At 63.5% G+C, this 13,378-nt stretch carries 7 protein-coding genes; 3 read left to right on the forward strand and 4 right to left on the reverse strand.

Going from position 1 to position 13,378, the window contains the following annotated elements:
• Window positions 1–87: 87 nt before the first annotated feature.
• From FHG09_RS03075 to FHG09_RS03090, 4 genes are read right to left on the reverse strand one after another with little or no spacing between them, the layout of a single operon-like run.
• Window positions 88–2,697: a virulence factor MviN gene (locus tag FHG09_RS03075; protein ID WP_152346197.1), complete on the reverse strand. Its 2,610-nt coding sequence runs from the start codon at window positions 2,695–2,697 to the stop codon at window positions 88–90.
• A 22-nt stretch (window positions 2,698–2,719) separates the two neighbouring features.
• Window positions 2,720–4,339 (reverse strand): murein biosynthesis integral membrane protein MurJ, encoded by a 1,620-nt coding sequence (murJ, locus tag FHG09_RS03080; protein WP_152346198.1) that lies wholly within the window; start codon window positions 4,337–4,339, stop codon window positions 2,720–2,722.
• Window positions 4,340–4,342: 3 nt separating this feature from the next.
• Entirely contained in the window at window positions 4,343–6,631 is a 2,289-nt protein-coding gene (locus FHG09_RS03085) for a DUF6049 family protein (protein ID WP_227492510.1), read from the reverse strand.
• On the reverse strand, window positions 6,628–7,116 hold the full coding sequence (locus FHG09_RS03090; protein ID WP_135808011.1) for an NUDIX domain-containing protein: 489 nt from the start codon (window positions 7,114–7,116) through the stop codon (window positions 6,628–6,630). Before FHG09_RS03090 ends, FHG09_RS03085 begins: the two co-directional genes overlap by 4 nt.
• Window positions 7,117–7,255: 139 nt before the next feature.
• Between FHG09_RS03090 and FHG09_RS03095 the strand changes: the two genes are divergently transcribed.
• From FHG09_RS03095 to FHG09_RS03105, 3 genes are all read left to right on the forward strand, one after another.
• Window positions 7,256–8,731: a CCA tRNA nucleotidyltransferase gene (locus FHG09_RS03095; RefSeq protein ID WP_152346199.1), complete on the forward strand. Its 1,476-nt coding sequence runs from the start codon at window positions 7,256–7,258 to the stop codon at window positions 8,729–8,731.
• Window positions 8,732–8,838: 107 nt separating this feature from the next.
• A complete protein-coding gene (locus tag FHG09_RS03100; protein ID WP_152346200.1) occupies window positions 8,839–10,545 on the forward strand; it encodes an AMP-binding protein in 1,707 nt (568 codons plus the stop codon).
• Window positions 10,546–10,951: 406 nt separating this feature from the next.
• A complete protein-coding gene (locus FHG09_RS03105; RefSeq protein WP_227492511.1) occupies window positions 10,952–13,366 on the forward strand; it encodes a transglycosylase domain-containing protein in 2,415 nt (804 codons plus the stop codon).
• The last annotated feature ends 12 nt before the right edge of the window (window positions 13,367–13,378 follow it).

Raw genomic sequence — 13,378 nt, forward strand, 5'->3', positions numbered from 1 at the left:
ACCTGCATCTGGGCAGGCATCCTGCCCAGGTCGCTGCGGTGAGGCACCGGATGATGCCGGACGAGGGTGTGAAACCTGTCTGTGCGCTCAGGAGAACTTCACGGAGCTGATGGTGGCCTTATAGCCGCCGTCGGTCTGCGGCAGTTCAGTGATCCAGAGGATGAGCTTGTCGGTCTCGACCTTCTCGTCGAACTCCACGGTGACCGCGCCATCGGCATCGAAGACGCCTTCGCCGATCACCTTCGCATCTTCGGGATCGTCGCCGTCGCGGATTTCGAACTTGCCGCCAGAGTTCCCCGACGCCACCTTCACCTCGCTGATGGTGGTCTCATCCTCGAACTCGAAGAGCAGACCGACACCCGATTTGAGATTGCCGAAGCTCGCGGAGTTGTACCTGTCGGTGTTCCATGACCCCTCGGTCTTGGGAATCACGTTCTCGGTTTCACTGTCGTGTTCCTCTCCATCGCCCTCGGGGTCGAGAGATTCGACGGTATCGATCTTCGGCGGATCGGCCTTCGGAGTCTTCTTCTCTTCATCTTTCGTCGGCTGTTCGCTCGGCGCCGAGGTCTCTGTGACCGGGGTGGATTCCTCGTCCCCAGCGTTGAAGCCGATGATGACGATTCCGAGCACGATGGCGGCAACGACAGCAAGGCCGAGAACCAGCCACAGGAAGGGCTTCCGGGTGGCCGCTGGATCACGCTCGTCGGAACGGGAACCACCCGAACCGCTGCCTGCGCCGCCCGAAGCAGCGCTGGCCCCACCGGCGCCAGCACCTGAACCGGCATTCCCTGCCCCGGCCGAGGCACCAGCCGCTGCGGAACTCGCGCCCGTTGAGCCGCCGGATCTGTTGGAACCGGTGCCTGCCCCGGCCGAGCCGCCGGATCTGTTCGCATCGGCTTTCGCCCCCGGACCCGCTGCTGCGGCACCGGCCGCGGCAGCACCGGCAAAACCGGCGGCCCCCGCAGCTCCGGCTGCCTTCATTCGGTTCTGCGCAGACGATGCCTGGGCTGCACCGGTCGAATCGCTGTGCTGCTGGCGTGGTTTCCCGGCCTTGCGCTCGGCCGGCCGGACAGGTGAGGAGCTCGCGGCTGCCTCGGCGCCGCGCTCATCAGCGGCGCCGCGGTCACCAGTGGCGCTCTGATCATCAACGTCGCTGTGATCATCAACGGTGTCCGGTGACAGCCGACGCATCTCCTTCGGAGGCGCGGCAGCGCTGGCTTCCTGCTGACGGGCAGCCGAGCTCGCCTCGAAGGCGGCAAGACGCCTGCGCGCCTCGTCCTCCTTGGCCTTCGCGATCCGACGTTCGCGCTCATACTCACGTCGCTGATGCTCGCGCTGCTGTTCATGGGTTTCGAACATGCCGCCGAGGAACCAGGAACCGTCGTCCTCATCCTCGTCGTTGTCCATGATCACGCGAGTATCGTTCTCATCGCCTTCGTCTTCGGGGACGATCTCGAGTGCCTGAGTATCGGGATCCGAATCGTCATCCCGGCTCATGATCGGGCTCGTGAGGTTCTCGTCGTATTCGTGCTCTGCGTACTCCGAGTACTCCGAGTACGTCTGCTCCGGCTGCCATTCCTCCCAGTCCTGGGCGGCGCTGTCGAGCTGTTCCTTGGCGATGGGGAAGCTCGAGGCCTCCCGCATCTGCATCCGGTCGGCATATCGGCCCGTGGTATGTCCGACCACTCCGGCAGCCAGTCCCCGCGTCCCCGGACGCGTGATGCCGATGCGCACGAGAGCTGCCTGCACCTGATCTTCACTGGCACTGGCCGAACCGCCGGGGCCGGGGCCGATGGTCTTCGAACGGGATGCGGGAAGACTGGTGGCTTCGTCGAAGCTGCGGGGCGACTGCTCGAACAGGTGCTCGTTCTCCGCCACAGGAGCACGATTGACGTAGCGCAGCAGTTCGGGATCCCAGGTGTCGATGTAGCCGAGGACCTCGGCGACCGAACCCGGACCGGGATCCGAACCCGTGATGATTCCGCTGACGAAATCATCGAGTCTGTCCGGGACGTCGGGGTTGAGAGCCTGGGCCCGGGCTATCCGGGCATTCTCCTTCTCCGCAGGCGGAATGCCGTCGAAGGTCTCAGCTCCCGGCCAGAACCCGGTCAGAGCCGTGTAGAAGAGCTGGACGAGAGCCAGGGCGTCTCGGCGTGAAGCCTTCGTCGGCGTGTAGTCCTTCTGCTCGACGAGCCCGGTATCCAGCGCCAATGCCGCATCGATGCCGATGCCTGCGATGACCACCCCACCCTTCGAGGTCAGACCGACAACGCTCGGCCGCAGGAACATGTGGAACAGTCCCCGCCTGGCCGAGGTCACGAGCGCTGAACCGACCTCGCCGATGAGGGCGCACGCGGCGTCGACGGGCAGCGGCGAACGCGGCAGGATCTGGTTGAACGGCGTCACTGCGATGCGCTTGATGACGATGTAGTCCAGTCCATTGGAATGTCCGACGTCGAGCGTCGGGGCGATACGAGGGTCACCGAGGATCGATACGCGACGGGCGGCTTCGAGAACATCGTTGGAACCATCGGCATCAGCGACGAGGATGAGCACGGGTTCGTCGAGGATCGCATCGAGGCCAGTGCAGACGGCACCGACTTCAGGCTTCTCGGGCAGCCACCGACGGTCGACGGTCGATACGACATAACGGCCGGCCACCACCATGCCGGGTTCGATATCGATCAGGGCGACCACCTCCGGTGGGGATTGACAGGGCTCAGGCTGTTTTTCTTAGTTTTCCAGCTACTACGCCAATTATCGAATGCAACTCTCTGACTCTGAGCAAATAACAAGCTCCGATGAAGAACAGCAGCATCACGGTGCCGACGATGGCCGTGGAGGCGAAGGCCTGCCAGCGTCCTGCCAAGGCGAAGTCCGGGAAGAAGTAGAGCAGACCGAACCCTGCCCCACCGGCGATAATCGCCGCGAGGAGGAACTTCAGATGCGAAATGAGGATCTCACGCAGATCGATGGCGCCGAGGCGCTTCTTCAGGACCGCGAACGAGATGATCATCGCCATCAGATAGCCGAGGCTCATGATCAGACCGATGATCGCCACCGTCACCGACTTCGGGAAGATCGTCGCCGAGACCACCGCCAGGGACTGGAAGACGATCTGCGGCAGCTGGATGAGGAACGGAGTCTTGGCATCCTCATAGGCATAGAAGACCCGCTGCGCGAGATAGTTCGCGCTGAAGGGAATGAGACCGAAGACCATCGTGATGATGACGAGACCGATGGCTGTGGCCTGCTCCCGTCCCTCACCGGCGATGATCATCGCAACCGGGGTGGCGAGGACGATGAATGCGATGGTGGCGAAGGAATTGATGAAGCCGACCATTCGCACGCCCATGGAGAAATCGCTGACGACGGCCTCGGTGTCATTGTTCGCCGCATCCTTGGCCAAGGAGGTGAACAGGGCCGTGGCCAGAGAGACCGCGATAAGCGAATGCGGAAGCATGAACACGAGGTAGGCGGTCGTATATGCGGCGTTCGATGCGTTGCCGTCGCCGGGGATCGATGCACCCGAGGCGACACGGGAGATGACGAGGAAGCCGATCTGGCCGATGAGCATCGCGGAGAACGTCCAGAAAGCGACCTTGCCGGCCGAGCCGAGTCCGACCCCGCGGAACCCGAAGGTCGGCTTGAATTTGAAGCCGATCCGCTTGAGCGGCCAGATGAGGATGAGTGCCTGAGCTACGACACCGAGGGTTGCCGACCCGGCGATGAGGGCGATCTTGTCCGGAGTCCACGTGTCGAGTCCGTGCGGTGAGGCGTTGTTCGTGCCGAAGATGAGGATGAAGGCGGCGAGCCCGGCGATCGCCACGACGTTGTTGAGCACAGGTGCCCACATGTAGGGACCGAATGATGATTTCGCATTGAGCACTTGGCCGAGCAGCGTGTAGAGGCCGTAGAAGAACAGCTGCGGCAGACACCAGAAGGCGAAGGCGGTGGCCAGCGCCATCTGCTCATCGCTCCACCCCGATGAGTAGAGCCAGACGAGCAGCGGGGCCGCAGCGGTCGCGATGATGCTCACACCTGCAAGGAGCAGGAATGACAGCGTCAGCAGGCGGTTCGTGAAGTCCGTACCGCCGTCCTCACGCTTCGAGGCGCGGACGATCTGCGGGACGAGCACGGCATTGACCACACCGCCGGCCAGCAGCATGTAGAGGGTGTTGGGCACCTTGTTCGCGATATCGAAGGCATCGGCCTGGACTGCAGTCACACCGATCGCGGTGGCCAGCATCGAGGCCTTGACGAAGCCGAGCACACGCGATGTCATGGTGCCTGCGGTCATGATCGCCGAGGACCGGGCCAGGGATGAGAAGCTGGACAAGCGCTACCTCTTTTCGGGGTCGTCGGTCTTGGCGCGGGCCATCGCATCGGCCAGCTGCTGTTCGGGGATCTTCGGGCGTCCGCGTGCGATCGTCTTGACCAAGCCGATCACGAACACTGCGGCCAGGGCCAATCCGACCACAGCGGTGCCGATGTTCTCCCAATCAGCGCGGACCCGGACCATGAGCGATTCGTGTTTGGGCAGGGTCACCTCGTCGGCGGTGACCATTTCGATCGTCGTCGGCACATCGGCGTTGGCAAGGCCCTCGACGGGCACGTCCACGCGCATCGTCTCCGCGGCGGGCACCTTCACGGTCTCCGTCTCCTGCGCCCGCAGCTGCGGGGTCGCCGGTCTCATCCGGATCCGCAGAGTCGCCTCGGCGGGGGAATCGTTGACGATCGTGACCGGAATCGTCGTCTTCTCGCCGGTGACGAGGAGGACGGACGATCCCTTGCGCAGGTGCAGGCTGTCCATGAGCTTCTCGCTCTGTGTGCGGGCCTGGTCGGCGCAGATGTTCGCGTTCCGGCCCAGCGTCCAGGCCGCCGAGGTGCAGGTGAGCAGCTCGCGGTCGAGCCGGATATCGGCGCTGTCCGGGTCGCTGAAGACGCTGTTGAAGTCCTCTTGGTTCGCCCGGGTCTCGGCCAGGGATTCCACGGCCTTCTTCCGGATGTGCGGGGCGTCGGAATCCGTGCGCAGCAGTCCGCGCGCCTCGGAGGGTGAGTCGAGGATCTCGTCGGCGCCGGTGGGGGCGATCCACGGTGCCGAGCTCAGCTCCTCGACGGTCTGTTCCCAATTCGCCGAGGCGGCCGCCCGCGGGAGCGGAACGAACAGGCTGCGAGTGCGATAGGGAGCCTCGGATTGGATCACCGCGGACTCTGCGACGAGTTCGGACAGCGGCCCGGCAGGGTTCTCCTCAGCGATCACCTCGGCGCTCATATCCGTGAGCTTCGAATCGGAGATGAGAGTGTCGATCGTCGACTCCCCGTCATCGGTGATCGTCGTGTGCGAATGCGCGTCATCGTGGATGCCGGTGATCGAGGGCTGCTGGCCATCGCTGACGATCGCGGTGGAATTGCCGGACTTCTTCAGCGCACGCAGCCCGTTCTTCGTCGCACTTCCGGCCACCGGCCAAGCGATATCCGTCCGAGCATCAGGGAAGACGTCCTTGACCACCTCACGCTGCTTCTGAGCGAAGGTGCTCAACCGGTCGATCTTCGTTCCGCGCAGAGCACTGAGGTCGGGATCGCCGTAGGGCAGAGCGACGATCGTATGCTTCTGCGCCGCTCCCACGAAGTCCTGATACCAGGAGTCGAGGCGTCTGCGCTGGTCTTCGGCGGCTTCGAGCTCGGCGGCGCTGGAATCGGCCTCATCGTTCTCGGGCGCCCCGACCGGCGGTGACTGAGTCTCTTCACCCTTCTCATCGCCGGGCTCTTCGGTCTCCTCCGGGGCGTCGGCGGGGGGCGGTTCGGCGATCGCGGCTTCGAAGGAGGCGATGATTCGCGGGTCGATCGCCAAAGCGAGCTCTTTGTGTCGAAGCAGCTTCGCGATCGTATCCAGCGAGCCGCCTTCGGCGATGGCTGCATCGAGCCGGTCGGAAGGAATGAGCCCGCCCTCGGAATGACCGGGCAGGGTGACGGGAGCGAGCAGACTGATCTTCGTCTGATCGAACTCCGGGTCCGGGTACCACGTGGTGAAGCCGAGAGCAGAGGCACGCAGACCGGTGTCATCGCCGATCTGGACCGCCAATCCCCGTGGGCCCCAGGAACTCACGGGTGAGGACGTGCTCAGGTCGAGGTCGTCGGCAGGCACACGGAAGGTGAACTCCGCGGTGGCCCCGGGATCGATGGTGTCATCGAAGGAGGTGTCGAGGGTGGTTCCCGATGAGTCGCCGGAATCGTCGTCCTTGTCCTTCTTCGCCTTCTCTCTGGCTTCGGTCCCATCGTGTTCGAGGTCGGCGACGGTGCGGTGCTGGGCCTGTCCCTGCTTCCAGGAACTCAGGCGGGATTCGGAATCGAGTTTGCGGGTCGACATCTGCAGACTCAGGCTCGGCTTCTCGATCGCCTTCTTCGTCGTGTTCGAGATCTTTCCGCGCACGGTAAGTGTGCCTTTGTCATCGATCCAGGGAGTCACCTCGTCGAGGGTGATCGAGACCTCGTCCTTGTCCGCATCGGTGCTGGCGGCGGCGGGGGCGGCCGTCAGCAGCGGGTATGCGAAAACCGGCCCTGCGAGCAGCAGGAGCGTGCTCAGCAGGGCGGTGAGGAATCGCAGTCGGCGGATGGGAATGGGTTTCACTGCTCCAGTCGGGACACCATCGGTCGGGCGGCGGCGACGATTCGGCGCTCATTGGCGAACGAGAGTCGCGAACGCAGGTCATTGAAGGGCACCCACGCCGCATCGATCGCTTCTTGGTCAGGATCATTATCCACGGTCAGAGTCCCCGACTGTGCACGCAGCAGGAAATGGTGGACGAGTTTGTGGATCCGGATTCCGGTCACGGTGAACCAGTAGTCGACGGTTCCCAGCGGGCAGATGATCTGCCCCGCGATCCCGGTCTCCTCTTCGACCTCACGGCGGGCCGCCTCGGCGGGGGTCTCCGTTCCTTCGAGATGCCCCTTCGGAAGGCACCATTCGATCCGACCGGCGCGATTGATGCGGGCGATGACGGCCACAGCCAGCAACGGATGGGAGAAGTCGACAACGATGCCACCGGCGGAGATCTCCTCCACTGTGGTGCGGCGGGACGTGCGGGGTCCCGGCTTGGGCATCGGTGTGGTCATTCTCCTACCTTAGTAGGCGAAGCTTGGAAGTTTCGTGTCATCGGCTCCCGGTAGGCTTATGGAGACCGGAACTCGCGCCCTGACGCGGGAGGCGAGTTCCCCTGGGTAAGAGCAGAAATCACAGAATCGAAGGAGCTCGGTGGATCCGCAGACCGCGCACAACCGACTGCACGACAAGCTCGATGAGCTCGAGCACATCCTCGGCCCGCTGGGTCAGAGGTTCTCCTCAGCCGGTTTCGAACTCGCCCTGGTCGGCGGTTCCGTCCGTGATGCGCTGCTCGGCCGCCCTATGCCCGACCTCGACTTCACCACCGATGCCCACCCCGACGCCATCCTCGGACTGATCGCCGACTGGGTCGACACGCACTGGGACATCGGACGCGAATTCGGCACCATCGGGGCCGTGAAGTCCGGCGTGCAGATCGAGATCACGACCTACCGAGCCGAAGCCTATGAAGAGGACTCGCGCAAACCGATGGTTGCCTTCGGCACGGACCTCGACGCCGACCTCGTCCGCCGTGATTTCACGATCGGGGCGATGGCGATCCGTCTGCCCTCGAAGACCTTCGTCGATCCGCATCAGGGTTTCGACGACCTCATCGCCGGACGCATCCGCACCCCAGGCAGAGCCGCGGACTCGTTCTCCGATGATCCGCTGCGGATGATGCGCGCAGCTCGGTTCACTTCCCAGCTCGGGCTCGATCCCGTCGCCGAGGTGGAAGAGGCGATGACGGCGATGGCCGATCGGATCGAGATCATCTCCGCCGAACGCGTCCAGGTCGAACTCGTCAAACTCATCACCGGCATCGATCCCGTCGCCGGAATCGACCTGCTGGTGCGCACCGGCATCGCCGACCATGTTCTGCCCGAGGTGTCCGGACTCCAGCTCGAGACGGACGAGCATCATCGGCACAAGGACGTCTACCAGCATTCTCTGACCGTGCTGCGTCAGGCCGTCGAACTCGAGAGCGGGTATGCCGCGGCTCAGGAGGAAGCCGGAATGGCCGACGACGACCCGCAGCGCCTGCGCGTGCCGGACTTCGTCGTCCGTTTCGCGGCGCTGATGCATGATGTCGGCAAACCCGCCACTCGCCGATTCCAGCCCGGTGGCGCAGTGACCTTCTACCACCACGATGCGGTGGGTGCGAAGCTCACCGCCAAGCGGATGAAGGCGCTGCGCTTCGACAAGGACACGACGAAGGCGGTCGGCCGCCTCGTCGAACTGCATCTGCGCTTCTACGGCTACGGCGATGCCGGGTGGACGGATTCTGCGGTGCGTCGCTATGTCACGGACGCCGGACGGCTGCTCTCGCGTCTGCACATCCTCACGCGCGCCGATGTGACCACTCGCAACAGACGCAAAGCCGACCGGCTGGCGTTCGCCTATGACGACTTGGAAGCGCGCATCGAGGCCCTGGCGAAGCAGGAGGAACTCGATTCGATCCGTCCGGATCTCGACGGTCGGCAGATCATGGCGATCCTCGATATCGAACCATCGCCGCTGGTGGGCAAGGCGTACAAACATCTGCTCGAGCTGCGGATGGAGCACGGGCCTCTTGGACGGGAGCGCGCCGAAGCGGAACTGCGCTCCTGGTGGGAGACCCACGGTCAGTGACCGACCCCGCTTAACCACCGAACGATCAGTGCTGATAGCTTCGTAATCGTTTAGATTTGTGTTTGACGTCACAGGCTGTGACGGTGGCGAGAGGTGAGGAGACCACAATGACAGTGACCGAGGAATTCCGCGCGGCCCGCGATAAGCTGATCGAACTCCGCAGCGACTACGAGGCCGCCCGCGAACAGTTCGAATGGCCGCGTCTCACACACTTCAACTTCGCACTCGACTGGTTCGACAAGATCGCCGAGAACAACGACAAGCCGGCTCTGTGGATCGTCGAACAGGACGGTTCCGAGGGCAAGTGGAGCTTCGCGGAGCTCTCCGCCCGTTCGAACCAGGTGGCGAACCATTTCCGCCGGGCCGGGATCAAGCGCGGGGACCATGTCATGGTCATGCTCAACAACCAGGTCGAGCTGTGGGAGACGATGCTCGCCGGCATCAAGCTCGGTGCCGTGCTCATGCCCGCAACCACGCAGCTGGGCCCCATCGACCTCACCGACCGTGCCGAGCGTGGGCACGCCGAGTTCGTCGTCGCCGGCGTCGAGGATGCCGCGAAGTTCGATGACGTCGAGGTCGATGTCGTCCGCATCGTCGTCGGCGGGGAGCCCACCCGCCAGCAGGACTACAGCTACTCCGACGCCGATGATGAGAGCACCGAATTCGACCCGCAGGGCACGTCGCGCGCCGATGATCTGATGCTGCTCTACTTCACTTCGGGCACCACCTCGAAGGCGAAGATGGTCGCCCACACCCATGTCTCCTACCCTGTCGGCCATCTCTCGACGATGTACTGGATGGGGCTGACACCCGGCGACGTCCACCTCAACGTCGCCTCGCCCGGTTGGGCCAAGCACGCTTGGTCGAACATCTTCACCCCGTGGATCGCCGAAGCCTGCGTCTTCCTCTACAACTACTCGCGCTTCGACGCCAACGCCCTGATGGAGACCATGGATCGAGTGGGAGTGACGAGCTTCTGCGCCCCGCCGACCGTATGGCGCATGCTCATCCAGGCCGACCTGGGCCACCTGAAGAATCCCCCGACGAAGGCCCTCGGCGCCGGTGAACCGCTCAATCCCGAGATCATCGACCGCGTTCACAGCGAATGGGGTGTGCTCATCCGCGACGGCTTCGGCCAGACCGAGTCGACCCTCCAGATCGGCAACTCACCTGATCAGGAGCTCAAGTACGGTTCGATGGGCAAGGCGCTGCCCGGATTCGACGTCGTCCTCATCGACCCGGCGACCGGTGAGGAGGGCAACGAGGGCGAGATCTGCCTGCGCCTCGATCCTCGTCCCATCGGCCTGACCACCGGCTACTGGAGCAACGCGGAGAAGACCGCAGAGGCCTTCGAAGGCGGTGTCTACCACACCGGTGACGTGGCCTCTCGTGATGAGGACGGATACATCACCTATGTCGGTCGCGCCGACGATGTGTTCAAGGCCAGCGACTACCGACTCTCCCCCTTCGAACTCGAAAGCGTGCTCATCGAACACGAGGCCGTCGCCGAGGCGGCCGTTGTGCCCTCGCCGGATCCTGTGCGACTGGCTGTGCCCAAGGCCTACGTCGTCGTGTCGAGCAGGTTCGAGGCCGATGCCGAGACCGCGCGTTCGATCCTCGCCTACTGCCGGGAGCACCTGGCACCGTACAAGCGCATCCGCCGGCTCGAGTTCGCCGAGCTGCCGAAGACGATCTCCGGAAAGATCCGTCGTGTCGAGCTGCGGGCCCGCGAAGACCAGCTGCACCCATTCAGCGGCGAACCCGCCGTCGAGGGCAACGAGTACGCCGATACGGACTTCGATCTCAAGAGCTGAGGGTGCAGCGGCGCTCGTTCAAGCGGGCTCCCGCTTTTCGACCGTTACCCGGGCCGAAAAGTGGGCTCCCGCTTGACTGAGGCCCGGACTGGTAGTGGGAGCCGAAAAGTGAGCTCCCACTTGATCGGGGCGCGGACTGGCGGTTCATGGGGTCAGCAGCTGAATGTGAGCAAACACGCACCCGTCATGGTTGATTCTTCGCCCGTGAATTAAAATGCCTGGTGAGACGCCGAATTCCAGGTTACTCACAGAACTGTTCGGTAACCCCGTGCCTCTGCAGCGTGTCAGGCTCAGCACTTTTTCACCCTCTACTAAAGAAGGCGTGCGAGACTGATTGGCGTCTTTGACCTTTTTCGGACCTCGTCGCCACGCATCGCGGCAGGCTGACTGACCTGGAGGACCTTGGGTGGCTAAGGGACAACACACAGCCAAAAATATCGGCAGGAATACGAAGAACCTGCTCAACTACCCCAGAGCGGGTGTGAGCGGATGGACCCGTTTCCTGCCGAGCATCCGCGTGCTCGTCGTCGGCGGGCTCAGCCTCGTCATCGCCCTGTGCGTGGCGTTCGCCGTCGGGTATGCCGCCACCGACATCCCTGAGCCGAACCTCGAGGCGACCGGTCAGACCTCGACGATCTACTACAGCGATGGCAAGACGCCCATCGGTCAATACAAGGTCGAGGACCGCAAGTCCGTGGAGATCGATGAGATCTCCGAACCGATGCAGAAGGCCGCGATCGCCGCCGAGGACACCTCCTTCTATGAGAACCGCGGCATCTCGATCAAGGGTCTCTCCCGCGCCGTCGTCGGCGTGGCTACGAACAAGTACGCGGGTGGCGGTTCGACGATCACCCAGCAGTACGTGAAGAACTTCTACCTCACGAACGAGCACTCGCTTGATCGCAAGGTCAAGGAGATGTTCATCTCGCTCAAGATCGACCAGCAGCAGTCGAAGGACGAGATCCTCGCAAACTACCTCAACACCATCTACCTCGGCCGTCGCTCCTACGGCGTCGAGGTGGCAGCACAGAACTACTTCGACAAGCCGGCCTCGGAACTCAATGTCAGCGAGTCCGCTCTGCTGGCCGCGATGATCCAGCGCCCCGGTGCCGCCGACCCCTCGGACAACCCCGAGGCCTATGAAGACCGCTTCAACTATGTGGTCAAGAATATGGTCGACGAAGGCTTCCTCACCGAGGAGCAGGCCGCAAAGGTCGAGCTGCCGGACGTGAGGAAGCAGAATAAGGAGTCCTCACTGTCGGGTCAGAAGGGCTACATGTGGGACTTCGTCCGCCGTGAGGCGTTGAAGAAGCTCGACATCGACGAAGCACAGCTCGATCGCGGCGGATACAACATCGTCACCACCTTCGACAAGGATCGGATGAAGGCCGCCGAGCAGGCCATCAAGACGCTCCCGCAGGACCAGCCCGAAGGCATGCAGGCCGGACTCGTCTCGATCGACCCGGACGACGGCGGTATCGAAGCCTTCTACGGCGGCAAGAACTATCTCGACCAGGCGTTCAACGCCTCGACACAGAGCCATGTGCAGGCGGGTTCGACGTTCAAGCCCTTCGCCCTCGTCGCAGGGCTCGAGAACGGTGTGCGGCTGACTGACACGTATCCCGGATCCAGCCCGACCTCGATCGACAACAACGGCAAGCCGTGGCTGGTGAACAACTTCGGCGGCTCGAGCTACGGACCGGTGAGCCTGCTCAAGGCGACGCAGTCCTCGATCAACACCGCCTATGCCGCGCTCAATGTGCAGGTGGGTACGGACAAGACGATCGACGCTGCCACTCGAGCGGGAGTCGGTCCTGCTTGCACCGAAAAGGAGGTGAAGGCAGGCAACACCGGCGGCTGCACACTAGACATGGATGCGGCGAATCCGTCCACCGTGCTCGGTACCCCGAGTGTCAAGCCCCTCGATATGGCCTCGGCATATGCGACCTTCGCAGCCAATGGTGTTCACCACGAGACCCACTCGATCAAGAAGGTCACGAAGGGTGCCGAGGACAAGGAAGTGTACAAGGGCGAGACCAAGGGCAAGCGCGTCTTCGACAAGGCTGTTGGTGCCGAGACCTCGTACGCTCTGAGTCAGGTGGTCAACGGCGGTTCGGGCAGCTACGCCCAGAACCTCGGCCGGCCAGCTGCCGGCAAGACCGGTACGACGACGGGCAATACTGCGGCCTGGTTCTCCGGCTACACCCCGAATCTCGCGACCTCGGTCGTGCTCTACCGTGAGGTCGACGGCAAGCAGATGTCGATAGGTGCCTACGGCGGTCGCGGTGAGGTCACCGGTGGATCGTTCCCGGTCCAGGTGTGGACCGACTACATGCAGAAGGCTCTCCAGGGTGAGAAGGTCGAACAGTTCCCGGCCCGCGGTGAACTGCCCGAAAAGCCTAAGCCGAAGAACACGAATGAGCCGGCCGCTCCGAAGCCCGAACCCAAGGCGCCGTCGGGCAGCAACGACGGCAGCGACGGCGGTTCCGGCAGCTCCGATGGCTCCGGAGGCTCCGATGAGGACTCGGATGCCGATAAGAACAAGGACGAGGACAAGAACACGGACTCCGATTCCAAGGACGACAACGGCAACGACGACTCGAAGGACGAGGACGGCCGCGAGGACAACAGTTCCTCGAACGACGAGGGCGATGAAGGGTCTGATAACGGGTCCGGCAGCGACAATAATGGTTCCGAGAATTCTGATCCAGACGGTAATGACGGCGAGGGAGGCTCCGAGGACAACAACGAGCCTCCAGACGAGGGGCCGTCGGGCGGGCTACCCATTGAGCCGCCGAAGTCCCCGGGAGGCAATGACTAGTAACCTCGAGTA

It is taken from the genome of Brevibacterium sp. CFH 10365 (genome assembly GCF_009299785.1).
GTDB classification, from domain to species: domain Bacteria; phylum Actinomycetota; class Actinomycetes; order Actinomycetales; family Brevibacteriaceae; genus Brevibacterium; species Brevibacterium limosum.